Source organism: Pseudonocardia sp. Cha107L01 (genome assembly GCF_052566575.1).
On sequence record NZ_CP199579.1, the window covers coordinates 8,479,209 to 8,505,125 of the forward strand.

At 73.3% G+C, this 25,917-nt stretch carries 25 protein-coding genes; 6 read left to right on the plus strand and 19 right to left on the minus strand.

The features are described 5' to 3' along the window. Positions 1-8: 8 nt before the first annotated feature. A complete protein-coding gene (locus tag ACTXG6_RS40030; protein WP_445184511.1) occupies positions 9-1,004 on the minus strand; it encodes a R2-like ligand-binding oxidase in 996 nt (331 codons plus the stop codon). 139 nt (positions 1,005-1,143) lie between these two features. Between ACTXG6_RS40030 and ACTXG6_RS40035 the strand changes: the two genes are divergently transcribed. Then, positions 1,144-2,427, plus strand: a complete 1,284-nt coding sequence (locus tag ACTXG6_RS40035) for a sensor histidine kinase (protein ID WP_445184512.1) — start codon at positions 1,144-1,146, stop codon at positions 2,425-2,427. Between the two features lie 23 nt (positions 2,428-2,450). Here the strand turns inward: ACTXG6_RS40035 and ACTXG6_RS40040 are convergent, their stop codons facing one another. From ACTXG6_RS40040 to ACTXG6_RS40050, 3 genes are all read right to left on the minus strand, one after another. Beyond that, positions 2,451-4,079 (minus strand): flavin-containing monooxygenase, encoded by a 1,629-nt coding sequence (locus tag ACTXG6_RS40040; RefSeq protein WP_445184513.1) that lies wholly within the window; start codon positions 4,077-4,079, stop codon positions 2,451-2,453. Positions 4,080-4,186: 107 nt separating this feature from the next. Then, positions 4,187-5,038 (minus strand): enoyl-CoA hydratase/isomerase family protein, encoded by an 852-nt coding sequence (locus tag ACTXG6_RS40045; protein ID WP_445184514.1) that lies wholly within the window; start codon positions 5,036-5,038, stop codon positions 4,187-4,189. Beyond that, positions 5,035-5,448 (minus strand): nuclear transport factor 2 family protein, encoded by a 414-nt coding sequence (locus tag ACTXG6_RS40050; RefSeq protein WP_445184515.1) that lies wholly within the window; start codon positions 5,446-5,448, stop codon positions 5,035-5,037. Before ACTXG6_RS40050 ends, ACTXG6_RS40045 begins: the two co-directional genes overlap by 4 nt. A 211-nt stretch (positions 5,449-5,659) precedes the next feature. Between ACTXG6_RS40050 and ACTXG6_RS40055 the strand changes: the two genes are divergently transcribed. Genes ACTXG6_RS40055 through ACTXG6_RS40065 form a run of 3 tightly spaced genes read left to right on the plus strand, consistent with a single transcriptional unit; the run spans position 5,660 to position 7,976 of the window. Further along, entirely contained in the window at positions 5,660-6,577 is a 918-nt protein-coding gene (locus ACTXG6_RS40055; RefSeq protein WP_445184516.1) for an SCO6745 family protein, read from the plus strand. Between the two features lie 4 nt (positions 6,578-6,581). Further along, positions 6,582-7,634 carry an amidase gene (locus ACTXG6_RS40060; RefSeq protein WP_445184517.1) on the plus strand — a complete coding sequence of 351 codons (1,053 nt, stop codon included), beginning with the start codon at positions 6,582-6,584 and terminating at the stop codon, positions 7,632-7,634. A 21-nt stretch (positions 7,635-7,655) separates the two neighbouring features. Then, complete coding sequence (locus ACTXG6_RS40065) at positions 7,656-7,976, plus strand: amidase family protein (protein ID WP_445184518.1); 321 nt, start codon at positions 7,656-7,658, stop codon at positions 7,974-7,976. 146 nt (positions 7,977-8,122) lie between these two features. Here the strand turns inward: ACTXG6_RS40065 and cobA are convergent, their stop codons facing one another. From cobA to ACTXG6_RS40085, 4 genes are all read right to left on the minus strand, one after another. Further along, the gene (gene cobA / locus ACTXG6_RS40070) at positions 8,123-9,331 is read right to left on the minus strand and encodes a uroporphyrinogen-III C-methyltransferase (RefSeq protein WP_445184519.1); all 1,209 of its coding nucleotides are present in this window, start codon (positions 9,329-9,331) and stop codon (positions 8,123-8,125) included. Between the two features lie 148 nt (positions 9,332-9,479). Then, positions 9,480-9,947, minus strand: coding sequence for a LapA family protein (locus ACTXG6_RS40075; RefSeq protein WP_445184520.1), 468 nt, complete (start codon positions 9,945-9,947; stop codon positions 9,480-9,482). A gap of 123 nt (positions 9,948-10,070) precedes the next feature. After that, positions 10,071-10,484 (minus strand): cobalamin biosynthesis protein, encoded by a 414-nt coding sequence (locus tag ACTXG6_RS40080; RefSeq protein ID WP_445184521.1) that lies wholly within the window; start codon positions 10,482-10,484, stop codon positions 10,071-10,073. Then, complete coding sequence (locus ACTXG6_RS40085; RefSeq protein ID WP_445184522.1) at positions 10,481-12,064, minus strand: cobyrinate a,c-diamide synthase; 1,584 nt, start codon at positions 12,062-12,064, stop codon at positions 10,481-10,483. Before ACTXG6_RS40085 ends, ACTXG6_RS40080 begins: the two co-directional genes overlap by 4 nt. Positions 12,065-12,348: 284 nt before the next feature. Between ACTXG6_RS40085 and ACTXG6_RS40090 the strand changes: the two genes are divergently transcribed. Next, positions 12,349-13,023: an SGNH/GDSL hydrolase family protein gene (locus ACTXG6_RS40090; RefSeq protein WP_445184523.1), complete on the plus strand. Its 675-nt coding sequence runs from the start codon at positions 12,349-12,351 to the stop codon at positions 13,021-13,023. Between the two features lie 41 nt (positions 13,024-13,064). Here ACTXG6_RS40090 and cobO read toward each other — a convergent pair whose 3' ends face one another. The 4 genes from cobO to ACTXG6_RS40110 form a co-directional block, all read right to left on the minus strand. Next, the gene (gene cobO, locus ACTXG6_RS40095) at positions 13,065-13,679 is read right to left on the minus strand and encodes a cob(I)yrinic acid a,c-diamide adenosyltransferase (RefSeq protein WP_445190244.1); all 615 of its coding nucleotides are present in this window, start codon (positions 13,677-13,679) and stop codon (positions 13,065-13,067) included. A gap of 28 nt (positions 13,680-13,707) precedes the next feature. Beyond that, the gene (locus ACTXG6_RS40100) at positions 13,708-14,331 is read right to left on the minus strand and encodes a class I SAM-dependent methyltransferase (RefSeq protein WP_445184524.1); all 624 of its coding nucleotides are present in this window, start codon (positions 14,329-14,331) and stop codon (positions 13,708-13,710) included. A 78-nt stretch (positions 14,332-14,409) separates the two neighbouring features. After that, a complete protein-coding gene (locus ACTXG6_RS40105) occupies positions 14,410-16,401 on the minus strand; it encodes a VWA domain-containing protein (protein WP_445190245.1) in 1,992 nt (663 codons plus the stop codon). Between the two features lie 100 nt (positions 16,402-16,501). Then, the gene (locus tag ACTXG6_RS40110) at positions 16,502-16,978 is read right to left on the minus strand and encodes a GNAT family N-acetyltransferase (RefSeq protein WP_445184525.1); all 477 of its coding nucleotides are present in this window, start codon (positions 16,976-16,978) and stop codon (positions 16,502-16,504) included. 340 nt (positions 16,979-17,318) lie between these two features. On the opposite strand from ACTXG6_RS40110, the gene ACTXG6_RS40115 reads away from it, so the two are divergent. Beyond that, positions 17,319-18,698, plus strand: coding sequence for a mycothione reductase (locus ACTXG6_RS40115; RefSeq protein WP_445184526.1), 1,380 nt, complete (start codon positions 17,319-17,321; stop codon positions 18,696-18,698). On the opposite strand, the gene ACTXG6_RS40120 is transcribed toward ACTXG6_RS40115, so the two are convergent. The 7 genes from ACTXG6_RS40120 to ACTXG6_RS40150 all read right to left on the minus strand — a co-directional run bounded on the left by ACTXG6_RS40120 (position 18,679) and on the right by ACTXG6_RS40150 (position 25,887). Further along, complete coding sequence (locus ACTXG6_RS40120) at positions 18,679-20,211, minus strand: cobyric acid synthase (protein WP_445184527.1); 1,533 nt, start codon at positions 20,209-20,211, stop codon at positions 18,679-18,681. The genes ACTXG6_RS40115 and ACTXG6_RS40120 overlap by 20 nt on opposite strands. A gap of 10 nt (positions 20,212-20,221) precedes the next feature. Further along, positions 20,222-21,079 carry a type I methionyl aminopeptidase gene (map, locus tag ACTXG6_RS40125; protein ID WP_445184528.1) on the minus strand — a complete coding sequence of 286 codons (858 nt, stop codon included), beginning with the start codon at positions 21,077-21,079 and terminating at the stop codon, positions 20,222-20,224. 10 nt (positions 21,080-21,089) lie between these two features. Then, a complete protein-coding gene (locus tag ACTXG6_RS40130) occupies positions 21,090-21,497 on the minus strand; it encodes a DUF3054 domain-containing protein (protein ID WP_445184529.1) in 408 nt (135 codons plus the stop codon). A 74-nt stretch (positions 21,498-21,571) separates the two neighbouring features. Continuing rightward, positions 21,572-22,903, minus strand: coding sequence for a glycosyltransferase 87 family protein (locus tag ACTXG6_RS40135; RefSeq protein ID WP_445184530.1), 1,332 nt, complete (start codon positions 22,901-22,903; stop codon positions 21,572-21,574). Positions 22,904-23,144: 241 nt separating this feature from the next. Next, positions 23,145-23,978 (minus strand): GNAT family N-acetyltransferase, encoded by an 834-nt coding sequence (locus tag ACTXG6_RS40140; RefSeq protein WP_445184531.1) that lies wholly within the window; start codon positions 23,976-23,978, stop codon positions 23,145-23,147. A gap of 54 nt (positions 23,979-24,032) precedes the next feature. Then, positions 24,033-25,169: a flavodoxin-dependent (E)-4-hydroxy-3-methylbut-2-enyl-diphosphate synthase gene (ispG, locus tag ACTXG6_RS40145; RefSeq protein WP_445190246.1), complete on the minus strand. Its 1,137-nt coding sequence runs from the start codon at positions 25,167-25,169 to the stop codon at positions 24,033-24,035. Positions 25,170-25,266: 97 nt separating this feature from the next. After that, positions 25,267-25,887, minus strand: coding sequence for a DUF4870 domain-containing protein (locus tag ACTXG6_RS40150; RefSeq protein WP_445184532.1), 621 nt, complete (start codon positions 25,885-25,887; stop codon positions 25,267-25,269). Positions 25,888-25,917 lie beyond the last annotated feature (30 nt).

Here is a 25,917-nt window from a genome sequence, read left to right on the forward strand (position 1 = left end):
GTACCGCCTCAGGCGCCGGCCGCGCCGACCAGTGCCCGGCGGTGCGTCTCCGCGTCCTCGTCGCCGAAGCGGTCCTCGAGGTCCATCGGCGAGTAGTCCTCGTCGATCTCCCGGGGGTCGCGGCCGCGGGCACCCTGGATGGACTCCAGCCGCCGGCTCAGCTTCTCCGTCGCGTACCCGAGCATCTCCTCCTGCTTGATGCCGAACGGGATCTCCTTGCCCTGCTCCTCGAACCGCCCGTACAGCCCGGCGATGAGGTCCAGGGCCGGCTGCATGAGCTCGCCCATCCGCTCCTCCACCACGTTCCAGACCGCGTCGTCGGCGGCCACGTGGCGGCGGCAGGTGAAGGTGCCCCAGGCCATGTGGCGGCGCTCGTCGTCGCCGATGTGCTTGATCAGCTTCTGCATGCCCGGCAGGATGTCGCGGCTGGCGCACATCTTCGACCAGGCGAAGTAGCCGGTCAGCGCCAGGCAGCCCTCGACGATGTGGTTGTAGGTGACCGAGGCACGGACCTGCGCGGCCGGCGACGGGTCGTCCAGCAGCGCGTACATCGACTTCGGCTGCTCGACCTTGAAGATGACGTCGTAGGCCGGCCCGTACTCGGTGAACTGGTGCAGGTCACCGGTCAGCCCGACGGCGTCGAACCACATCCGGAAGCCCTGCATGTGCTTGGCCTCCTCGAACGCGAACTGCGCCAGGTACGCCTCGTCGGCGAGGCGCCCCTCGGCGGCCATCGCGTGCATGAACGGCTGGATGTCCTGGGTCACCGACTCCTCGCCGGCCATGAACTGGGCGGCGAGTACGCAGGTGGTCAGCTTCTCGTCCTCGTTCATCGCCGCGAAGTCGCCGGCGTCCTGGGAGAAGTCGATGTCCTCGGGGTTCCAGAACTTCTTGTTGCCCTTGCGGAACAGCTTCATCGGGAACGAGTCCATCCGGAGCCCACCGGGGCTCAGGCTGGCGAAGCCGTCGCGTTTGTTGTGTTCGATGCTGCGGTCGATCGCCATCGGTGTGCACTCCTCGGTGAGTTCGGGTGGTCGGCGCGTCACGGGTTGTGCTGATGATCACACGGGCCAGGCCGGTGTGTCTCTGGCCGGACGCGCCACGGATGGCCCTGGCGGGCCAATCCGGTGCACCATTCGCGGCATGAGCGCCCGGCCGCAGCTGGACATCAACAACCTGGACGAACCCCGGGAACAGCGGGTCGTGGTGTTCGTGCGCGCCGCGGTGGTCGCATCCTGGGCGCTGCTGCTGTTCCTGGACCCCCGGCTCGTCGCGCCGCACCCGATCACCACCTGGACACTGCTCGCGGCCAGTGCCGCCTGGGCCGCCCTGCTGACCTTCAGCCGGCTGCGCGAGCTCCGGAGCCCGCCGACCTGGGCGATCTCGCTGGTCGACTCGGCGCTCACCCTCGTCGGCTGTGCGCTCACCGGCGGCGCGCACACGCTGCTGGTCGCGGTGTTGCCGCTGATCGTCATCGCGGCCGGGCTGGGCGGCCGGCGGGGCTACGTCGTCGCGGTCGGACTGGGCGCCGGGTACACCGTCGCGGTGCGGGTCGGCGACGCGAGCACGCCGGTGCCGGACCGCTGGCTGCACGGCGTCTGGTGGACCGGCTACCTGCTCGGGACCGCGGTGCTGGTGGAGGTGTTCAGCCGGCTGCTGGAGCGGCAGTTCGACGTGGCCGCGCGGTCGCGGGCCGAGGCGATGGCCGAGCACGAGGCGCTGCTCGAGGAACGGGACCTGCGGGAGCGGCTGCTGGAGTCGCAGCACGCCAGGCAGGACGGGCTGCGGGTGATCCTGCACGAGTTCCGCACCCCGGTCGCCTCGATGACCGCGCTCAGCCGCGACCTGGCCGCCGGGGCACTGGCCGAGCCGGCGGCGGCCACCGCACTGTCGCTGATCTCCGCACACACCGAGCACCTGCGCGACATGCTGGACAACCTCGCCGACCTGGCCCTCGCGGACGGCAGCCCGGTCGGCCGTCCCCGGGAACGCCCGGTGGTACTGGCCGAGCTGGCCGAGGCGGTGCTGGACGCCGCCGGGATCCCGCCGGAGCGGCGCAGCGCCACCGTCGACCCCCCCGGCGCGACGGTGTGGAGCGACCCGCAGCGGCTGCGCCGGATCCTGACCAACCTGGCCGAGAACGCTGCTCGGCACAGCATCCGGGGGCCGGTTGAGCTCAACCTGACCGGCCACCCGGACCGGCTGGTGGCCGAGGTGCGCGACCGCGGCCCCGGGCTGCCGCCGGACCAGCTCGGCGAGGTCTCCCGCAAGTACGTCAGCCTCGGCGACCGGCGCGGCACCGCCGGCCTGGGGCTGTGGATCGTCGCGCAGCTGGTCAGCGGGATGAGCGGGCAGCTCACCCTGTCCGCGCGCGAGGGCGGCGGGCTGACCGCGCACCTGGAGGTGCCGGTGCACGACCCCGGCTAGCGACCACCCCCGTGCCGGCTCGCTCAGGCCGGGGTCAGCTCGAATCCGCTGTAGCCGTCGGCCACCACCTTCTCGCAGGCCTCCCGGTAGGCCGGCACCCCACCGATATACGGCATGAACACGCGGGCCTTGCCGGGCACGTTGCTGCCGGTGTACCAGGACGCGCCGCGCGGGAACACCGTCGGCTCGGCGACCTCGGCGGCGTGCGCCACCCAGGACTCCTGGGCCGCCTCGGTGGCCTCGATGCTGGCTATCCCCCGGCTGGTCAGGTACCGGATGCAGTCGGTGATCCAGACGACGTGCTGCTCGATGGACAGCCGCATGTTGCTGAGCACCGAGGGGCTGCCCGGCCCGGTGACGGTGAACAGGTTCGGGAACCCCGCGATGCTCAGCCCCAGGTAGCTGCGCGGGCCGTCCGCCCACCGCTGGGCCAGCTCGACGCCGCCCCGGCCCCGGATGTCGATCGCGGTCAGCGCCCCGGTCATCGCGTCGAAACCGGTGGCCATCACCAGGGCGTCCAGCTCGATCTCGGCGTCGCCGGTCCGCACCCCGGCCGGGGTGACCTCCTCGATCGGTGACGCGGTGAGGTCCACCAGGGTGACGTTGTCCCGGTTGAACGTCTCGTAGTAGTTCGTATCCACACAGAGCCGCTTCGCGCCGACCGGGTAGCCCCTCGGCGTCAGGATCTCCGCCACGGCCGGGTCCGCCACCCGCTCCCTGATCTTCTTCGCCAGGAACTCGGCGGCGGCCCGGTTCCCCTCGCCCTCGAGCAACAGGTCCGGGAAGGCCAGCATCATCACCAGCCCGCCGCGCCGCCACAGCCGCTCGAACTCCGCGTCCCGCTGCTCGGGAGTGAGGTCGGTGGACAGCTGTTGGTTCGTCTCGGTGGCTGCGAATGCCACGCCGAGCGGGCAGTCCAGCGCGTTCGACCGGCGCTGGGCGAGCTCCTCGGCACGCTGGTGATCCTCGGTCAGGTCGTGGTTGTGCGCCGGCACGATGTAGTTCGCGGTGCGTTGGAAGACGTGCAGGTGGTCGGCCTGTTCGGCGATCAGCGGGATGGCCTGCACCCCGGAGGACCCGGTGCCGATCACGCCGACCCGCTGGCCGGTGAAGTCGACGCCCTCGTGCGGCCAGCTGGAGGTGTAGTACGTCGGTCCGGCGAACGAGCCCAGGCCCGCGATGTCCGGGGACTTCGGCTTGGACAGGCACCCGGTCGCCATCACGCAGAACTGGGCGGACAGCTCCGTCCCGGCCCCCGAGGCGTCCCGGGTGCGCACCCGCCAGCGGTGGCTGGGCTCGTCGTAGGTCGCTGAGGTCACGGTGGTGTTGAGCTGGATGTCCGGGCGCAGGTCGAACTTGTCGGCCACGGTGTTCAGGTAGGCCAGGATGTCCGGCTGCGCGGAGTACCGCTCGTTCCAGCGCCACTCCCGGTCCAGCTCCTCGGAGAACGAGAAGCCGTACTCGAGGCTCTCCACATCGCAGCGGGCGCCCGGGTAGCGGTTCCAGAACCAGGTACCGCCGACCCCGTCCGCCGCCTCCACGACCCGGACCGAGCGGCCCTGGGAACGCAGCAGGTGCAGCAGGTAGAGACCCGAGTAGCCGGCGCCGACCACGATCACGTCGAAGTCGGTGCGGTCCGGTGCGGTGGTCATGCCTACCTCCACGTCGATGTGGTTCACCGTTCGTGTGCAGCGTGCTGGGCGTTCACTGTGCGGGGTGCCCGCCGGCCCCGACAATGCCTCAATCGGTGGAGGCGCGGCTACCGACCGAGGTACCTCGGCCCCCGGCGGGCGATGAAGGCGGCGAGGCCCTCCTTCGCGTCCTCGGTGCGGGCGCAGTCCACGATCGCGGTCCGCTCGGCGGCGAGCTGCTCGGGGTAGCTGTGCGCCCAGCTCTCCGACAGCAGCCGCTTCATCCGGCCCAGCGAGTAGGTCGGCCCGGCGGCCAGCGCCCGGGCCTGGGCCAGCGCCTCTCCAGCCAGCTCGGCGGCCGGCACGACCCGGGTCACCAGGCCCCAGTCCAGTGCCTCCTCGGCGCCGAGCACCCGGCCACCCATGATCAGCTCCTGCGCGCGGCGCAGCCCGACCAGCCGCGGCAGGTGCCACGAGCTGCCGCCGTCACCGGACAGCCCGAGGTGCACGAAGCCGGTGGCGATCCGCAGGTCGTCGGCGGCGATCACCAGGTCGGCGCACCAGAGCAGGCCCAGCCCGCCGCCGGCCACCGCGCCGTGCGCGGCCACCAGCACCGGGATCGGCAGCGCGGCCAACCGGCCCAGGGTGCGGTGGTAGAGCGAGATCATCTCGTCCAGCTCGGCGGGCAGTCGTTCGGCCTGGCCGCCCAGGTGGCGCAGGTCCCCGCCCACGGTGAACGCCGGGCCGTCGGCGCCGATCAGCAGGGCCCGCACCCCCGGGTCCGAGGCCACCGTGTCGAACCGGGCGGTGAGCGCCCGGACCATGGCCATGTCGATCCCGTTGCGACCCTCGGGACGGGCCAGCCGCAGGTGGGCGAGGCCATCGGTGATCTCCAGGGTGACCCGGTCGTCCCACTCGACCCTGCCCCCGGTGGGCGGGGTGCCGTCGGCCAGTTCGGTCGCCACCACGGGTTCGGTCATCTCGCTGCCTCCTCGAGCGCGGCCTGCCACGCGGCGGTGTCGGTGTACTGGTGCAGCGTGCGCAGCCGGTCGCCGTCGCCGGTCCAGAGGTGCGCGAAGGGTGCCCGAAACTCGCCGCCGCCGCGCCGCGCGCGTCCCTGGTACGTGCCCAGCACGAGCAGCTCGGTCGGCCCGCAGGCCAGCCAGCGCTCCGGCTGTGCGCGGACCGCGAACGCCGCCCCGATGGCCCACCAGCCCTTGTCGATCGCGGCGCCGGCGCCGGCATGGTGGCCACCGATGGGGGCCGGCATGCCGGGGCTGAAGTAGCCGTCGAACTCGGGGTGCAGCACGGCCTCGAGCTCGGCCCGATCGCCGGCGGCCAGCGCGCGGTAGACCCGCTCGACCAGCTCGCGCGGCCCGCCGGCGGTCATCGCCGCACCCGGGCGATGATCTGGGTCATAGCGCTCTCCCCCGTGGTCGCGGCGAGACCGGGCGGCCGTTCGACCGGTCTGTCAACCATGACGTCTGGACAGTGTGTCCGACCACCTTCGCCGGACGCGGCCCCACCGTCAAGGGACGAGCCGCCGCCGTCGCTGAGGGTGCGGCTCGAACGAGCGATCAGGCGGACACTAAATTCCTTCCATGGACTACGAGGCCGCCGTCGCCACGTTCTTCACCCGTGCGCCCGAGGGCACCACCTCGCCCCCGGCCGTCGCCACGGGTGGACCGGCCCGCCAGCTGCGCGATGCGCTGGAGCCGCTCGCCATGCACGCGGTGTGGGCCCAGGAGGTCTACGACGCGCTCGCCGCGCACGGGCTGGACTTCCTGTCCGGCTACGTCTGCGGGCGGGCCGCCGCGCTCGGCGACGTGCCCTCCTCCGTGGTGGCCGCCGCGTTCGCGGTGTTCCCGCCGGACATGATCGACCAGTTGTGGACCGACGGCCTCGGCAAGCTCCCGCGCACCGAGCTGATCGCGCTGCGCGACGAGGGTGTTGCGGTGAGCCTGCGCAAGGTGCTCGGCGACGTGACGACCGAGGACGAGGTACTGGAGGTCGCCCAGACCCTGGAGGCGGCCATTGCGGTCGCCGACGGCGCCGGCCGCCCGCTGTTCTCCGCGCTGCGCTCGGCGCCCACCCTGGCCGACCCGTACGCCCGGCTGTGGCGGGCGGCCGACCTGGTGCGCGAGCACCGCGGTGACGGCCACGTGGCGACCTGTGTGGCGGCCGGGCTCGGCGGCTGCGAGATGAACATCGTGACCGAGCTCTGGCTGGGCTACGGGCTCGGCGAGTACAGCAACACCCGGGGCTGGTCGCGGGAGGCGCACGAGCAGGCCGTGGCCAGCCTGACGGTGTCCGGCCTGCTCGCCCACTGGGAGCTCACCGAGATCGGCCGGTCGTTCCGAACCAGGGTCGAGGACCGCACCGACGCCAGCCAGCGCACCCTGATCAGGGCACTCGGCCACCAGCTGGCACCGGTTCTGGAGAAGGTGTCCGCGTGGTCGGACCGGTGCATCCTGGCCGGGGACTTCCCGTCCGACCCGCGCAAGCGCGCCGCCGGCTGAGCCGATGACCTCACCGGTGCACGCGTTCACCGACGACGTGCTGGCCGACCACGACGCGATGGCGCTCGCCGGGCTGATCCGCTCGGGCGAGATCAGCGCGGCGGAGGCCGCGAAGGCCGCCGTGGCCCGGGCCCAACAGGTCGACCCGACACTGCGCGCGGTCCAGTTCGCGGCCGACGAGGTGAGTCAGCCCTCGACGGAGGGCCCGTTCGCCGGCGTGCCGACCTACATCAAGGACAACACCGACGTGCGCGGTCTGCCCACCGGCCACGGCTCGGCCGCGTTCGTGCCGAAGCCGGCGCCCAGGACCGGGCCGTTCGCCGCGCAGTTGTTGAGCACCGGCCTCGCCGTCCTGGGCAAGAGCAGGCTGCCGGAGTTCGGCTTCAACGCGAGCACCGAGTTCATGTCCGCCGAGCCGACCCGCAACCCGTGGCACCCCGACTACTCCAGCGGGGCGTCCTCCGGTGGCGCCGCGGCGCTGGTCGCGGCCGGCGTGGTGCCGATCGCGCACGCCAACGACGGCGGCGGCTCGATCCGGATCCCCGCCGCGTGCTGCGGCCTGGTCGGACTGAAGCCGAGTCGTGGCCGCCACCTGGACGGCGACCAGGCCCGGGCGCTGCCGATCAACATCATCTCCGAGGGTGTGGTCACCCGGTCGGTGCGCGACACCGCCACGTTCTTCGCCGCCGCCGAGCGGTACTGGCGCAATCCCGCGCTGCCCCCGTTGGGCCTGGTCCAGGGCCCCGCCGAGCGCCGACTGCGCATCGGCCTGCTGACCGAGTCGGTCGGTGGCATCCGCACCGACGCCGAGACGCGCGCGGCGGTTGAGGCCACCGCGGCGGCGTTGACCGGCATGGGCCATGAGGTCGAGCCGGTGGCGCTGCCGATCGACGAGCGGTTCATCCGGGACTTCTCGCTCTACTGGGGATTGCTGGCGTTCCTGGCCAGCGCGTTCGGGAAACGGACGTTCGGCCCGTCGTTCGACCCCGGCAAGCTCGACGGGCTCAGCTCCGGTCTGCGCCGGCTCTACCGGCGCGAGCTGCTCCGCACGCCGTAGACGCTGCTGCGGCTCTCCCGGGTGAAGCAGGCCTACGCAACGATGTTCCTGCGGCACGAGGTGGTGCTCTCGCCGGTGCTGGCGCACGTCACGCCGGCGATCGGCGTGCTGAGCCCCCGGCAGCCCTTCGACGAGCTGCTCGACCGGCTCACCAGGTACGTGGCCTTCACCCCGCTGAACAACGTGGCCGGCTCGCCGGCGATCTCGCTGCCGACCGGGGCCACGGCCGGCGGGCTGCCGATCGGCGTGCAGCTCTCGGCCGCGTACGGCGACGAGCGGACGCTGCTGGAGCTGGCGTTCGCGCTCGAGCAGGCCCGGCCCTGGCGGCGCATCCAGGACTGACGGCGGTCCTTTGCTCTGCGTAGGCATACGCAACAGCCCCATCGCAGGCCCCTGCCGGAGCCCGCCCGAGCCCGGGAGCACTGCCGGAGCGCGCCAGTGCCGCCGGAGCACACCAGTGCCGCGGCCCCGACCGCGCCCAGGTCGAGCTACTTGCCGCTGACCAGCCCCGCCACCGGGCCGATCACGATGATCGCCGGCGGCCGCATGCCCTCGCGCGCCATCTCGTCGGCGACCTTCGCCAGTGTGCTGCGCAGCGTGCGCTGGCCGCGCAGGGTGCCGTCCTGGATCACCGCAACCGGGGTGTCGGCCGGCCGGCCGTGCTCGATGAGCACCTCGGCGAACACGGCGGCCCGCTGCACGCCCATCAGGAGCACCAGGGTGCCGCGCAGCCGCCCCAGCGCCGACCAGTCGATCAGCGAGGTCGGGTCGTGCGGCGCGACGTGCCCGGAGACCACCACGATCTCGTGCGCGACGCCTCGGTGGCTGACCGGCACATCAGCGGCGGCCGGGGCGGCGAACGCGCTGGTCACACCCGGAACAACGGTGACCGGCACGCCGGCCTCGACGCAGGCGAGCAGTTCCTCGAACCCCCGGCCGAAGACGAACGGGTCGCCACCCTTGAGCCGCACCACGAACTTGCCGGCCTTCGCCGCATCGATCAGCGCGGCGTTGATCGCCTCCTGCTGCATGGCCCGGCCGTACGGGATCTTGGACGCGTCGATCACCTCGACGTGCGAGGGCAGTTCCTCCAGCAGCCCCTGCGGGGCCAACCGGTCGGCCACCACCACGTCAGCCCTGGACAACAGTCGCCGGCCCCGCACGGTGATCAGCCCGGGGTCGCCCGGTCCACCACCGACCAGCGCCACCCCGGGCGCGGCAGGCGCCGCCGAGTCGTCGATCAGCCCCGCGGCCAGCGCCTCGATCAGCGCTGTCCGCACCGCGGCGGACCGGCGGGGCTCGCCACCGGACAGCACGCCCAGGGTGAGCCCTTCGTGCTCGCCGACCGCCGGGGTCACCGCGGAGCCGAGCTCACCGGCGTCGGCCCGCACGCAGAACACCCGGCGGCGCACCGCCTCGGCGACCACCGCCGCGTTGGCGTCCGGGTCGTCGGTACAGGCCAGCGCGTACCAGGCTCCGTCCAGGTCGCCGTCCGTGTAGCGCCGGCGTACCCAGTCCACGTCCCCGGAGCCGACCAGGCCCTCCACCACGGCGGTGACCGACGGGGAGATCACCCTCACCCGGGCGCCGGCGGCCAGCAGCCGAGGCGCCCGGCGCTGCACCACGGAGCCGCCGCCGATGATCACTACCAGCCGGTCGCGGAGGTCCAGGCCGACCAGATAATGCTGGTCAGCCATGCTCTGCTCCTCGGCGGGAGATCGGGTGCCCGAGGGTCAGCACCGGCTGTGAGGTCTGGGTATGCACGGTGCATCCTCCCCACCGGTGTCGAACTCGGTCAACGTGATGCGGGCCGCCACACTCTCGCGGCCAGTGCGGCCAATGCGCTCAGTGGTCCCGGTGTTTGCGGGCCGCCCGGCGCAGCTGCAGGATCCGCAGGTAGCCCGGGATCGCGACGAGCAGCACACCGAGCACCGCGGCGAACAGCAGTGCGACCCCCACCGGGAGGGTGCCCTCGATGCCCAGGAAGCGGACCGGGGTGGGGTCGTTGTTCTGCAGAATGAAGATCAGCAGGAAGAGAAGCACGACGGCGGACAGGGTGACGCCGACCCAGAGTCCGCTGACCCGGGTGCGCTTGATCGCCCGCGCGGCCGGTTTCAGTGGTTCCGGGACGGTCACGTCACCACCCGTCCTCGCCCCCGCGCCCGGGCCTCGGGTGCGGCCGGACGGCGCGAGCACCCCGCTGCCGCCGTCAGTGCCGTTGCCGTTCGGGCCCGCCCTCGGCGGTTCGGTACCCGGTGTCACCGGGCCGCCGTTGCCCTCTTCGGCCGGTCCGTGGCGTCGATCGTCGGCCATCTCCCGGGTTCCCTTCGCCGCGGCCGCGCCCCCGCCGACGCCGCCTCGCGCCGGAGTATCCCGCGGTACGACCGGTTCGGCGCCATTCGTGGCCCAGCCGGGTGTCCGAGGGCGTGTCCCCAATCAGCCCGCCGGGTACGCGGCGCCCGGGTGGATCCGCGCCACCGCGGCGGTGACCCCGACGCCGGCCAACTTCGCCGCGACCAGCCGCGCACCACCGCCGGCCGGGGCGAGCACGCCGGCCGCATGCAGGGCGGCCGCTTCGGCCACTCCGGGGATGCCGACGGCGGCGGCCACCCGCTCACTCGGGTTCGGAACCCGGACGAGCGCGAGCACCTCCGCCGGGTAGGCCAGCAGCTCCGACCCGGTCACCGCGCGCAGCCCGGGCTCGCCGGCCCTGGCCGCCAACGTCGCGTAGGCCCGGACCGCGGCCGGATCCAGGGCGGAGCGGTCCAGCACCGCCCGCACGGTGGCGCGGACATCGGCGGCGAGCACCCCGGGGCGGCAGCCGAGGCCCACCACCAGGTCGCCGGTCATCGGCCGGGGGCGCCGACCGGTGAGCCGGCCCGGGGCGGACCGCCGGCCGGGGTGCCCACCGCGGCGAACCGTGCGCAGCCGGCCACGAAGCGGGCCACCGCACCGGGCTGACCGGCCGGGTGGGTGTGCAGGTAGGAGGCGTGAATGCCGCCCCGCACGTATCCCTCGGGGCCCGCCGGCGCACCCTGCACCGACCATTGCCAGGCCGGTGCGCCGCCGTCGCCCGCCGAGCCCGCCGCCGGGGTGACCGTGGTGCGGTGGAACTCGTGCCCGGTGACCCGCTGCCCGGCCTCGAACAGCGGCGAAACGGTCATCGCCACCGCATCCCGGTAGCCCAGCCGCAGCTGGCGGGTCATCCGGCCGACGCCGGCCAGCACGCCGCACATCGGCTGGCCGTCCAACTCGGTGGCCAGGTACAGCAGGCCGCCGCACTCGGCGTGCACCGGGGCGCCGGCCCTGGCGAGCGCGGCCACCTCAGCGCGCAGCTCGGCGTTGGCCGCCAGTCCCGGCCCGTGTTCCTCGGGGAATCCGCCCGGCAGCACCAGGCCGGCGGTTCCGGCCGGCAGCCGCCGTGCCCGCAGCGGGTCGAACACCACGACCTCGGCGCCGGCGGCGGCCAACAGCTCCGCGTGCTCGGCGTACCCGAAGCTGAACGCCGACCCACCGGCGATCGCCACCACCGGCCGGATCCCGCCCGGCTTCGCCGCCGGCCGACCGGACGGCTCGACCCTGGACGACTCGGCTCCGGACGACTCGGCTCCGGACGACTCGGCTCCGGACGACAGGGCCCCGGACGACTCGGCCCCGGGCGACGGGGCCACCTCGGCGGCGGCCTCCCAGGGCGGTACGTCGGCCAGCACCGGGGTGGCGGCGGCCAGCACCGCGTCCAGGTCCACGTGGCGGGCGACCAGCTCGGCCATCGCGTCCACCGCGGCGGTCGCGGCCGCGCCGTGCTCGGCGGCGGTGACCAGCCCCAGATGGCGCGAGGGCACCGCGAGCTCGTCGCGGCGCGGCAGCGCGCCGAGCACCGGCAGTCCCACCTCGGCGCACGCGTCCCGCAGCACCTGCTCGTGCCGGGGGCTGCCGACCTGGTTGAGCACCACGCCGGCGAGCCGGGTGCCCGGCCGGTAGGTGACGAACCCGTGCAGCAGCGCGGCCAGGCTGCGGCTCTGCCCCCTGGTGTCCACCACGAGCAGCACCGGGGCGCCGAGCAGCCGGGCCACGTGCGCGGTGGAGCCGTCGGCGACGTGGTCGGCGGGCTGCCCGGGGTACCGGTCGGCGCTGGGCCCGATCCGGCCGTCGAACAGCCCCATCACGCCCTCGACCACGGCGATCTCCGCACCGCCCGCACCGTGGCGGAACAACCCCGGCACCCGGTGCTCGCCGACCAGCACCGGGTCCAGGTTGCGGCCGGGGCGCCCGGTGGCCAGCGCGTGATAGCCGGGATCGATGTAGTCCGGGCCGACCTTGAACGGGGCCACCGAGGTGCCCCGCCGGCGCAGCGCGGCCATCAGACCCGTGGCCACCGTGGTCTTGCCGGTGCCGGACGCGACGCCGGCGATCACGATTGCCCTGCTCATGACCGGCACGCTACGCGGCCGACCGGGCGCGCTGGCACGTCGGAGGCGCGCGCCGAGCGGATCGGGGGCCTCAACTCACGCCGACCGACACTCCCCCGACCGTGAACGGTTCACTCAATCTGATGTAATTTGTCCGCCTGACAGTCATCGCACCACACCGACCGGACGGCGGCAGCCCTCTTTTGGAGGACTACGAGCGAGATCATCTTCGTGCGACAGTGAGCATCGACGGATCCCCCCGGCCGTCGCGCTCCCCACTACAAGCAGCCCTCCGAGGAGTAACCGTGCGGGTACGTGCCCTGGTCATCGCGCTGGCCGCTGCAGCGACCTGTGTGGTCACCGGAGCGGTCGGCGGGTCACCCGCCGCGCAGGCCCGCGACTGCGCCCACCCGCACGGCCCGCTGGTGGCCTACGGGCACAGCTACCTGCTCTCCCCCCAGCTCGGTGGTGCACCGGCCAGCTACGTGACCCTGGCCGCCACCGCGATGCGGGTCAAGCCGGTGATCCGGGCGGTCAACGGCGGCACCACACTGAACGTCGAGAACCTGGTGTTCAACGGCAAGACCCGCTGGGTGTCCGGCACGTCCGACCTGGTGGTGATCGACTCCGCGATCAACGACATCAAGAACAAGCTGCCCACCGACGAGTGGACCGGTGCGTTGCGGCACGTGCTGAGTGCCTTCGCGACCGGGCCGGTACCGGCGGTCCTGCTGGTCCGACCGCTGCAGGTGGCCGCGCCGTCGCACCCGGGGCACAACCCCAAGGTCATCGCCGCGTACGCGGCCGCACAGCGCGAGGTGGCCGCGCAGTTCGCCGCGGTGCAGATCGTGGACGCGGCCAGTGGCTGGAACCCGAGGCTGGATCTCTCGACCGACGGCATCCACCCGACCGCGCTCGGCGAGGTGCACATCGCCACGGCCGTGCAGAGGGTCGCCCAGCGCGCGCTCTGCTCCCCGTGACAACGCTCCCGTGACAGCGCTCCCGTGACAGCGCGGCCGGCTCACCACTCGATGCCGCGCTGACCCTTCTGGCCGGCGTCCATCGGGTGCTTGACCTTGGTCGTGCTCAGCACCAGGTCGGCCGCCTCGATCAGTTCGGCCGGCGCGTCCCGCCCGGTGATCACCACATGCTGCCTGCCGTCCCGCGCGGTGAGCACCTCGACCACCTCCGCGACGTCGATCCACCCCCACTTCAGCGGGTAGGTGAACTCGTCGAGCACGTACATCTCGTGCGCCTGCGTCTCGATCCGCCGCCGGATCTCCTGCCAGCCCTCCACGGCGGCCGCCGCATGGTCGGTCTCGGTGCCCTGCTTGCGCGCCCAGGACCAGCCCTCGCCCATCTTGTGCCACTCCACCGGGCCGCCCTCGCCGGTCTCGTCGTGCACCCGGCCCAGCGCGCGGAACGCGGCCTCCTCGCCGACCTTCCACTTCGCCGACTTCACGAACTGGAACACACCCACCGACCAGCCCTGGTTCCAGGCCCGCAGCGCCATGCCGAACGCGGCGGTGGACTTTCCCTTCATCTCACCGGTGTGCACCATCAGCAGCGGGCGATTGCGCCGCTGGCGGGTGCTCAGCCCGTCCTGGGGAACCTCAACGACCTGGCCCTGTGGCACTCCCACCGTCTCCCTTCAGCCCCGGGAGCTACGGCCTGGCGACCGTCAACCACCCGAGGTGCATCCTCGTCGCGTCAATTCTCACGCTTCGCGCGGTCTGGAACCCAGCGGCCGCGAAAAGGCCCCGGACCTGCGAGTCGACCTCGTAGAGCAGGTGGCCTTCCTTCGGGAAGCCACGCCGGGCCGGCGGGGGCATGTCCTGGCGGCAGCGGTAGCCGAGCCCCACCAGCCCCTCCTCGGTCACCGCGCGGCGCAGCCAGCTGAGCACCTCGACCGGCTGATGCCAGAAGTAGAGCACGTGCACCGCCACGATGAGGTCCACCGGGGTGTCGAGCTGCTCCACGCCGCCCCGGCGCAGGGCGAGCCGCCCGGACCGGACGGCGGCGGCGTTGCGTGACCTGCTCTGCGCCAGCATCTCCGGGGACAGGTCGATACCGAGCACCTCCGCCTCGGGGAACCGCCGCAGCAGCGCCGCCAGCCCCACCCCGGGGCCACACCCGACCTCGGCGATCCGCCGCGCCCCGCCGTGCAGCGCGCCCAGCCGGTCCGCCACCTCGATGTTGAAGGCCCGGTTGCCGCGCGCCATCAGCCCGCCGACCAGCCGACCCGCCACGCCGGAGGGACGGCTGAACTGGCGGCCGGTGAATCCCATAGCCGCACAGCATGATGGCTGGCCCGGTCCGCGGATACCCCAATTGGGGTACCAGCCGACCGCCTCGGCCGGGGCGGCTCAGGCCGCGCGAGCGGCCCGCACCACGCCGGTGACCCGCTCGGCGGACAGCTCGCCCATCGTCACCACCGGGCCTCCGGCGGCCGCCGCCAACCGGCCGGCCAGCCCCAGCCGAACCGGGCCGGACTCGCAGTCCACCACGATCGTCGCCACCCCGTCACCGGCGAGCAGCGCGGCCGCGCGCAGCGCGTCGGTCAACGGGTCGCCGCCGGGGCGCACCGCGACCGTGGCACGCCCGTCGGTGAGCAGCACCAGCAGTGCGCGGCGCCGGGGGTCGCGCAGCCGTTCCGCGGCCAGCACCCGGCGGGCCCGCAGCAGCCCGTCGGCCAGCGGCGTCCGGCCGCCGGTGCGCAGCCTGTTGAGCCGGGTCACCGCCGCCGGCACGGACGAGGTGGGCGGCAGCAGGAGCTCCGCTCCACCGGCCCGGAAGGTCACCAGGCCGACCTTGTCCCGGCGCTGGTAGGCGTCCCGCAGCAGGGACAGCACCGCGCCGCTGACCGCCGCCATCCGCCGCCGGGCGGCCATCGAGCCGGACGCGTCCACCACGAACAGCACGAGGTTGCCCTCGCGGCCTTCGCGGACCGCGTGCCGCAGGTCATCGCGGCGCACCCGCAGCCCCGGCCCCCGGTGCCCCCGCGCGCGCTGGTGCGGTGCGGCGGCCAGCACGGTGGCCGGCAGGTGCAGGTCAGCGGCCCGGTGCGGGTTGTCGGAGGCGGCGCGGACCACCCGGCCCTGGTCGGTGCGGGCCCGCGACCGCCGCCCGGGAGCGCCCTCGCCGACCCCGGGCACGGTCAGCAGCCGGGCCCGGAACGCCGGCGCCGGGGCCGGCGCCGGTCGGGTCGGGCCGTCGCCGGCGGCGGAACCCGGGCCGCGGGGCGCCGGCTCGGTGGGTGGCGGCGCACCGCCCCCGTCCGGGCCCTCCGGCCCGCCGTCATCCGGGCCGTCCGGGCCGTCCGGGCCGTCCGGGCCAGCGCTGTCCGGGCCGTCCGGTGGGCCCTGCGGGGGCGCCGGCGGCTGGGTCTGCTGGGCGGCCTGGTCCAGCGCGTCGTCCAACGCACCCTCGTCCAGCCCCGGCTCGTCGAACGGGTCCCGCCGCCGGCGGTGCGGCAGGGCCAGCCGGGCCGCCACCCGGACGTCCTGCTCGGTCACCTCGGCCGCGCCACGCCAGGCCGCGTGCGCCACCGCGGTCCGTGCGGTCACCAGGTCTGCCCGCATGCCGTCCACCTCGAACGCCGCGCAGAGCGCCGCGATCCGGCGCAGCTCGGTGTCCGGCAGCAGGACACCGGCCAGTCGCTGCCTGGCCGCGACGATCTGGCCGGCGAGCTCCTCCTCGGCCGCCCGCCAGCCGGCCGCGAACCCGGCGGGATCGGCTTCGAAGGCCAGCCGGCGCCGGATCACCTCGACCCGCAGCTCCACATCCCGCGCGGCGGTGACCTCCACGGTCAGCCCGAACCGGTCGAGCAGCTGCGGGCGCAGCTCGCCCTCCTCCGGGTTCATGGTGCCCACCAGCAGGAATGTGGAGGCATGCGACAGCGACACGCCGTCCCGCTCCACATGGGCCCGGCCCATCGCGGCGGCGTCCAGCAGCAGGTCGACCAGGTGGTCGTGCAGCAGGTTGACCTCGTCGACGTAGAGCACGCCCCGGTGCGCGGCGGCCAGCAGTCCCGGCTGGTAGGCGCGCACCCCCTCGGACAGGGCCCGTTCCAGGTCGAGCGAGCCGATCAGCCGGTCCTCGGTGGCGCCGACCGGGAGCTCGATCAGCCGGGAGCGGCGTCGCTCGGTGGGCGTGCCGGACGGGTGCGGGCCGTCCGGGCAGCCCGGGTCGGGGTCCGCCGGGTCGCAGCCGAACCGGCAGTCCAGCACGCAGTCGCGCGAGGGCAGCAAACCGGCCAGTGCGCGCACCACGGTGGACTTGGCGGTGCCCTTCTCGCCCCGGACCAGGACCCCGCCGATCGTCGGGTGCACCGCCGTGAGCAGCAGCGCCAGCCGCATGTCGTCGTGGCCGACGACGGCCGAGAAGGGGAACAGGGGACGAGCGGGACCACCGAGCTCGACGCTCACCAAGCCTCCCGGCCCGGACCGCCGCGGTGGCTCATCTGGCGTGCTCGCGCTTGACCCGGCGCATCGACACGTGCTCGACACCCTCGGTGTCGAACGACTCCCCGGTGCGGACGAAGCCGTAGCGCTCGTAGAAGTCGACCAGGTAGAGCTGCGAGTCCGCGACGCACTGGCCGTCGCCCACCTCGGCGAGCACCGCGTCCATCAGTCGGCGGCCGAGCCCGTGCCCACGCACGTCCTCGGCCAGGCACAGCCGGCCGATCCGGTAGCTGCCGTCGGGCTCCTTGAGCAGCCGCACACAGCCGAGGACCGGCTCCGGCTGGGCGTGCCCACCCAGCCAGTAGTGCCGCGCTCGGGGCTCGAGGTCGCGCCCGTCCAACTCGGCGTAGGCGCACTTCTGCTCGACGACGAACACGTCGACGCGGAGCCGGAGCAGCGCGTAGAGCGTGGCCGGGTCGAGGTCCGCGGCCCAGGACCGATGCACCGTGGCGGAATACTGTTCGCTGCTCACAGCCCCTTGCTACCAGACTGTGAAGCACCTATGCGAGATCGGGGGCGGCAGACCGGATGGATCTCACTCCGCACAGCGCGCCAGGGCCGCCCGGCCGGGTGGTGCCCCGGAGCGGCGGGGCCCCACCCAGCAGGGCGGAGCCGAGGAACGGCTCCGCCGTCTGCGACCGCGACCTGACCATCCCCCACGGTGGTCAGTCGCAACGCATCCGGGATGTCGCCACCGGTACAAGGGCTGTTACCGGTTCGGCGAAATCGTCAGCGTTCGGCCGACCGTTTCACCCCTTCGGCCCACTCCGGCGGCCCCGAGTGCCGGCGGCGGCTCAGGCTAATGTCGGTTCGTGCGCCACTTCGACCTAGTGATCATCGGTTCCGGCTCGGGAAACACGCTGCCTGACGAGCGGTTTGCCGCGCTGGACATCGCCATCGTCGAGGAGGGCGTGTTCGGTGGTACCTGCCTGAACGTCGGCTGCATCCCGACGAAGATGTACGTCTACGCCGCCGACATCGCCCGCAAGATCACCACCGCGGACCGGTTCGGCATCGACGCGACGGTGGACAAGGTCCGCTGGGTGGACATCCGGGACCGGATCTTCAACCGGATCGACCCGATCTCCGAGGGCGGCCGCAGCTACCGGGAGAGCGGCTCGCCGAACATCACGCTCTACTCCGGGCACGCCGAGTTCACCGGTCCGAAGCAGCTGGTCGTGGCCTTCCCGGACGGCCGGCGTGAGGAGATCAGCGCCGACCGGTTCGTGCTCGCCGCCGGCTCCCGGCCGGTCATCCCGAGCGCGATCGCCGAGTCCGGCGCCCCGTACTGCACCTCCGACACGGTGCTGCGGATGGCCGAGCTGCCCGGCCGGATGGTGATCGTGGGCGGCGGCTATATCAGCGCGGAGTTCGCCCACGTGTTCTCCGCGCTGGGCGTTGAGGTGACGATCGTCACGCGCGGGCCGGCGCTGCTGCGGCACCTGGACGAGACGCTGTCCGAACGGTTCACCGAGCTGGCCGCGGCGCGCTGGGACGTCCGGACCAACGTGGAGCCGGTGGGCTGCCTGGAGCGCACCGACACCGGGATCCAGCTGGCGCTGTCCGACGGCAGCACCGCCGACGGCGACGTGCTGCTGGTGGCGGCCGGGCGGATGCCGAACGGCGACCGGCTCGGCCTGGCGGCGGCCGGGGTGGCGGTGGAGCCGGGCGGCCGGGTGGTCGTCGACGAGTACCAGCGCACGTCCGTCGAGGGCATCTACGCGCTCGGCGACCTGAGCTCGCCGCACCTGCTCAAGCACGTGGCCAACCACGAGGCGAAGGTCGTCGCGCACAACCTGCTGCACCCGGACGCGCCCAGGCGCACCGACCACCGATTTGTGCCGTCCGCCGTGTTCACGTCCCCGACGCTGGCCTCGGTGGGGTTGACCGAGGCGGAGTGCCGGGAGCGGGGCATCCGCTACGTCCGGGCCATCCAGGACTACAGCTCGGTGGCCTTCGGCTGGGCGATGGAGGACACCACCGGGTTCTGCAAGCTGCTCGCCGACCCGGCGACCGGACAGCTGCTCGGGGCACACCTGCTCGGCCCCGAGGCGTCGACGGTCATCCAGCCGCTGATCCAGGCGATGTCGTTCGGCCTGCCGGCCAGGGAGATGGCGGACGGGCAGTACTGGATCCACCCGGCGCTGCCAGAACTGATCGAGAACGCGCTGCTCAGCCTGCCGCTGGACTAGTCGCCGGCGCACCGGGCGGGACGAACGGCAGGCCGGGCGGGGCGCCGTGCTCGATCAGCCGCCAGAGGGCGTCGGTGTCCAGGTGCCGCTCGACCAGGTCGCCGAGCAGGTCCAGCTGGGCGGCGCGGACGTCGGCGAAGCAGGTGTCGGCGGCCGGGGTGAAGCCGGCCGGTGCCACCCGGTGCAGCAGTGCGCGGCGGAAGCCGTCGTTCTCCAGCAGGCCGTGCCAGTGGGTGCCGAGCACGCCGCCGGCGTCGGCCCCCTCCCCCACGCCGTCCGCCCCGGTGACCAGCGGCGACTCACCGCTGTGCAGCACCCGGCCGTGGTGGATCTCGTAACCGTGCACCGGGTGGCCGAGCGCGTGGCCGACCGGCCGGGCCAGCCGCTTGCGTTCCTCGAAGTGGATCTCCACGTCGAGCAGCCCGAGGCCGGCCACCGCCCCCCGCCCCGACTCGACGTCGTCCACCAACCCCCGCGCCAGCATCTGGTAGCCACCGCAGATGCCCAGCACCGGACCCCCGCCGCGGGCGTGCGCGACCACCGCGTCGGCCAGCCCGGTGCGGCGCAGCCAGTCCAGGTCGGCCACCGTGGACTTCGAGCCGGGCAGCACGACCAGGTCGGCGTCGGCCAGCCGCGACGGCTCGGTCACGTAGCGCACCGCGACCCCGGGCTCGCAGGCCAGCGCCTCCACGTCGGTGGCGTTGGAGATCCGGGGCAGCCGGGGCACGGCCACCCGCAGCCAGCGCGCGCCGACCGGCGGCGGCGGCCGGCCAACCACGCCGTCCGCGACGTAGGACAGCGAGTCCTCGGCGTCCAGCCAGAGCCGGTCGTCGAACGGCAGCACGCCGTAGCTGGGCCGCCCGGTGAGCGCGCGGAGCTGGCGCAGCCCGGGTTCCAGCAGGCTCTGGTCGCCGCGGAACTTGTTGATCACGAACCCGGCGACGAGTGCCTGGTCGGCGGCGTCCAGCAGTGCGAGGGTGCCGAACAGGTGCGCCAGCACGCCGCCGCGGTCGATGTCGCCGACCACCAGCACCGGCAGCCCGGCGGCGCGCGCCAGCCCCATGTTGGCGATGTCGTTGACCCGCAGGTTGATCTCGGCGGGCGAGCCGGCGCCCTCGCAGACCACGACGTCGTAGTCCCGGCGCAGCCCGGCCAGGGTGTCCACCACCGTGCTCAGCAGCGCGCCTTTGCGCTCGGCGTAGGACCGCGCGCTCACCGTACCGTCCACCTGACCGAGCACCACGACCTGCGAGGAGCGGTCGCTGCCCGGTTTGAGCAGCACCGGGTTGAACCGGACCGACGGCTCGAGCCCGCACGCGGCGGCCTGCATGGCCTGCGCCCGGCCGATCTCACCGCCGTCCGGGGTGACCACCGAGTTGTTCGACATGTTCTGTGCCTTGAACGGCGCCACCTTGACGCCGGTGCGCGCCAACCAGCGGCACAGCCCGGTGACCAGCACGCTCTTGCCGGCGTCGGAGGTCGTCCCAGCGACCAGCAGGGCTCCCCGGCTCACTGGGAGGTGCTCACGGCAGGGTGAGGATCTCCGAGCCGGTGTCGGTGACCAGGATGGTGTGCTCGAACTGGGCGGTGCGCTTGCGGTCCTTGGTGACCACGGTCCAGCCGTCGTCCCAGATGTCGTAGTCGATGGTGCCGAGGTTGATCATCGGCTCGATGGTGAACGTCATGCCCGGCTCGAGCAGCGTGTCCACGTCCGGTGCGTCGTAGTGCAGCACAACGAGCCCGGAGTGGAAGCTGCGCCCGATGCCGTGCCCGGTGAAGTCGCGCACCGTGCCGTAGCCGAAGCGCTTGGCGTAGGACTCGATGACCCGGCCCACCACGTTGAGCGGGCGACCCGGCCGCACCGCCTTGATCGAGCGCATCATCGCCTCGTGGGTGCGCTCCACCAGCAGCCGGTCCTCCTCGGCGACGTCGCCGGCCAGGAAGGTGGCGTTGGTGTCGCCGTGCACCCCGCCGATGTAGGCGGTCACGTCGATGTTCACGATGTCGCCGTCCGCGATCACCGTGGTGTCCGGGATGCCGTGGCAGATGACCTCGTTGAGGCTCGTGCAGCAGCTCTTCGGGAAGCCCCGGTAGCCCAGCGTGGACGGGTAGGCGCCGTGGTCGACCAGGTACTCGTGGACCACCCGGTCGACCTCGTCGGTGGTCACCCCGGGTGCCACCACCTCACCGCCGGCGGCCAGCGCCCGCGCCGCGATCTTCGAGGCCACCCGCATCGCCTCGATCACCTCGGGGGTCTGCACCCAGGGGTCCTTACTCAGAGTCGGCGCCGGCTTGCCGACGTACTCCGGGCGGACGATCTCCGCCGGGACCGGGCGCATCGGTGAGATGCGCCCCGGGGTCAGGGCTTCGCGCACGGGCATGGTCTCCACCTTAATTGCTGTGGTGCCCGGCGCGTTTCGCGCGGGTTACCAGCAGCGCCACCGCCCGCCAGCCGAGCAGGAACACCGCCAGGCTCACCGCCGCGACCAGCACGAACGACACCGGCAGCCGATGGGTGAACGCGGCGCGCACGGCCAGCCCGACGACCATCGTGCCGGCCCACCCGAGCACCCCGAGCGGCAGCGCCAGCGGCGCCCGCCACAGCCGGCCGGCCAGCCAGCCGACGAGCAGCCCGAGCAGGAACGGCGCGGCGGTCTCCAGCACCCCCGCCGCCGTCACCCCCTCGGCGTGCGAGCTTCGCCCCACCGCCGCGAAGACCAGCACCGCGGCCACGTCGGCGACGGCGGCCAGCGTGACGGCGCGGCGGACGGGGCGGGTCGGGGTGCGCGTATCGGCCACGGCACCAGTCTAGGAGCGCCCCGTACACCGCTCGTACCCCCACGGCACACACCGTGGTAGCGCCGCACACATAGCTAGACGTGTGTGCGGCGGTACGACGGTATGTGCGGTGCTGTCGAGTCGACAGCGTCGACAGCGTCGACAGCGTCGACGGCGGCGGCGGGGGCGCGGCGCCACCGGCCGGGCAGCCAGGCGGCGGCCGCGAGCAGGGCGAGGGTCAGCCAGACGTAGGCGTTCTGGTACCCGGCCAGCAGCACCGCGCCGACCGGACCCGCGACACTCGGCGCAACGCCGGCGAACCAGGCGAAGAACCAGTGGCAGCCGACCGCCGAGGCGACCCCGCAGGCCAACCAGGCCGACCACGCCGACCGGCCGCGCCGGGGCAGCGCCCGATCCAGCAGCACGATCAGCAGCGGCACGAACCAGACCCAATGGTGTACCCAGCTGAACGGCGAGACCACCACCGCCGTCAGGCCGCAGAGCACCGCGGCGGTGAGCTCCCGGCCGCTGGCGGTGAACCGCGCGGCCAGCCAGAGCCCGGCAGCGGCCAGCGCGGCCGCCGAGACCAACCAGAGCAGCTGCGCCCACGAGCCCAAACCGAGCACCCGGGCGATCAGGCCGCGCAGCGACTGATTGCCGGGGTGGTCCGGCACCCCGACCCGCGCGGGGTCGGCGAACGCGCCCGCCCAGAACACGCGGGAGTCGCCCGGCAGGGTCACCGCGCCGACCAGTGCCGTCGCCAGGAACGCGCCGACCGCGGCCGCCGCCGCCCGGAACTGCCGGGTGACCAGCAGGTACACCACGAAGAACGCCGGCGTGAGCTTGATCCCCGCCGCCATCCCGATCAGTGCGCCCCGGCCCCACACCGACTTATCGCGCCCCAGGTCGGCCAGCACCAGTACCGCCAGCAGCAGGTTGACCTGGCCGAAGGTGACCGTCTCCCAGACCGGCTCGCACCACAGCAGCAGACCGGACAGCCCGAGGCAGAGCGCCAGCAGCCGGCGGCTCGGCGGCTGGCCGAGGCCGATCAGGCTCAGCCACACCACGCCGACGAGCAGGCCACCGCCGACGACGAGCGCGACCGGCAGCAGTGCCCAGGCGGGCAGCAGCGCGAGCGGGCCGAACAGCAGCGCCGCGAACGGGGTGTAGACGAACTCGAACACGCCCCAGGTCGTGCCGACCAGCGGGCTGCCGTACAGCGACCCGCCGCCCAGCACCCGTTCACCGGCGACCCGGTAGGCGCCGAGGTCGAACAGTGGCAACGTGGCGTGCGCGTCCCGGACCAGCCAGCCGGCGAACACCAGCGCGGCCACCGCCCCGAGCGCGGCGATCAGCCGGGTGATCCCGGGTGAGTCGAGCCCCCGGCCCCACAACAGAGGCGGCCCGGCCGGGCGACGGGCGATCACGCCGCCAGCCTAGAGCGCCACCCACGGCGGCCCTCTCGCCGGGCAGCCGTCCCGCCAAGCAACCCGAGCCCGGCAGAACCGCGCCGGCACCGTGTTACCGAACTGCACACCAGGCCGGTTCCAGCGCCGAAAAACATGCCTCTTGTGCAGTTCGGTAACAACAGGCCGGCCACACACGCCCGGCCGACGGGCCGCTCAGGGGGACGGGCTCAGAAAACAGCGCCGGTCAGAACAGCACCGGTCAGAACAGCACCGTGGCGAAGCTGGCGATCTGGCTGAAGCCGACCCGGGCGTAGGCCGCGCGGGCCGGTGAGTTGTAGCCGTTGACGTAGAGGCTGGCGACCCGGCCCATCCCGATCAGCCGGTCGACCACGGCGGCGGTACCGGCGGCCCCGTGGCCCCGGCCTCGGCGGTCCGGGTGCACCCAGACGCCCTGGATCTGGCCGACCCGGGAGGACAGCGCGCCGATCTCCGCCTTGAACACCACCTCGCCGTCCTCGAACCGGGCGAACGCGCGGCCGCTGGCGATCTGCTCGGCCACCCGGGCGCGGTAGCCGACGCCGCCGTCGCCGAGCCGGGGGTCGATGCCGACCTCCTCGGTGAACATCGCGACGGCCGCCGGCAGATAGCGGTCCAGCTCGCCGGGGCGCACCGGGCGGACCAGTGGGTCCGGGGCCTGCGCCGGCCGGGTCGTCAGCACCATCAGCGGCTGGTCCGCCCGCACCTCCCGGGCCGGCGACCAGTGCGCGGAGAGCTCGTCCCACAGCGGCAGCACGAGCTCGGCCCGCCCGACCATCGAGGAACAGGACCGCCCGACCCGGCGGGCCCGGTCCGCGAAGGCGCGCAGCGCGAGCCGCTCGCCGCGCAGCGGCACCAGGTTAGCGCCGGCGAAACAGAGCCCCTCGAGCTTGTTCCCGACGCCCCAGAGTTCCCCGCCGAGGCGCCACGAGTCGACCCCGGCCAGCTCGACCCGCGAGGCGACCATGCAGGCGGCGACCGGGTCCGCGTCCAGCGCGAGCTGCACACCGGACCGGTCCCGCTCATCGAGCAGGCGCGGACCGGCGACTCTCAGCACAGTGTCTAGATTGCCAGACGGCACCGGTGCGTTCACCTGCGAGTCGCCAGCCGATCAGGTGACGGTGACCTGGGGCGCGCCGGACGGCTGTCCGGATTTCTCGAGTTCCTCAGCCATCCGCATGGCCTCCTCGATCAGTGTTTCCACGATCAGGTGTTCGGGCACGGTCTTGATGACCTCACCCTTGACGAAGATCTGGCCCTTGCCGTTGCCGGAGGCGACGCCGAGATCGGCCTCGCGCGCCTCGCCCGGACCGTTCACCACGCAGCCCATCACGGCGACCCGCAGCGGCACCTCCATGCCGGTGAGCCCCGCCGTGACCTCGTCGGCCAGCTTGTAGACGTCCACCTGGGCCCGCCCGCAGGACGGGCAGGACACGATCTCCAGCCGGCGCGGGCGCAGGTTCAGCGACTCCAGGATCTGCAGGCCGACCTTGATCTCCTCGACCGGCGGCGCGGACAGCGAGACGCGGATGGTGTCGCCGATGCCCCGGGAGAGCAGGGCGCCGAACGCGACACCGGACTTGATGGTGCCCTGGAACGCCGGGCCGGCCTCGGTGACGCCGAGGTGCAGCGGGTAGTCGCAGGCCTGCGCGAGCAGCTCGTAGGCACGCACCATGACCACCGGGTCGTTGTGCTTGACCGAGATCTTGATGTCGTGGAAGTCGTGCTCGGCGAACAGGCTGGCCTCCCAGAGCGCGGACTCGACCAGCGCCTCCGGGGTCGCCTTGCCGTACTTCTCCAGCAGCCGCTTGTCCAGCGAACCGGCGTTGACCCCGATCCGGATCGGGGTGCCCCGGTCCTTGGCGGCCTGCGCGATCTGCTTCACCTGGTCGTCGAACTTGCGGATGTTGCCCGGGTTGACCCGGACGGCCGCGCAGCCGGCATCGATCGCGGCGAACACATACTTCGGCTGGAAGTGGATGTCGGCGATCACCGGGATCTGCGACTTCCTGGCGATCGCCGGCAGCGCCTCGGCGTCGTCCTGCGACGGGCACGCCACCCGGACGATGTCGCAGCCGGCGGCGGTGAGCTCGGCGATCTGCTGCAGGGTGGCGTTGACGTCGGCGGTGAGGGTGGTCGTCATCGACTGCACCGAGATCGGGTACTCGCTGCCGACGCCGACCTTGCCGACGTGCAACTGGCGGGTGGCCCGGCGGGCGGCGAGCGTCGGCGGCGGAGGTGCGGGCATCCCGAGACTGACGCTGGTGGCACTCACGGTTGCCAGTATCGCGCACCCGGTGCCCTGATGCCCGGGCTCGTGGTCAGTCCCACCCTCAGCCGCATTCTCAGTGCACCAGCCGGATCGTCAGCGGGTAGCGGTACGGCTCGCCGTTGCTGACCTTGACGGTGGCGATGATGGTGAACAGCAGCCAGAAGACGAACAGCGCGGCCACCATCAGGAACCCGATCAGCACGAAGACCAGGATCCAGGCGATGATCGAGTAGATCAGCACGCTGATGTTGAAGTTCAGCGCCTCGATCGCCTGCGCCCGCACGTACGGCGAGCGCTGGCCCGGGGCCAGCAGTACCACCAGCGGCCCCAGCGCGCCGAGGAAGAACACCCAGATGCCGAGCACGCTGGACAGGTGCGCGGCCATCGCCCAGGTGCGTTCCTCGGTGGGGCTCAGCGGAGCCTGGCCGGTCGCCCCGGTCGGGTAGCCGCCCTGGTAGGGCTGCTGGCCGCCGCCGGCGAACGGCTGACCGGCCGGCGGCGGGTAGTTCGGCGCGGTGTATCCCTCGGTCCCGGGCGCCGAGTAGTTCGGCGCCGCGTAACCCCCACCCTCGGCGCCCGGCGGCGGGTAACCGCCGGCCGGCGGCGGGTACCCGGTGCCGGACGGCGGCTGGTACCCGCCGCCCTGTGACGGCGACTGACCCGGCTCCGGCGTGGCCGGCTCACCTGTGCTCATGGCGGGTAGCGTAGCCAGCCGCCGACCCGA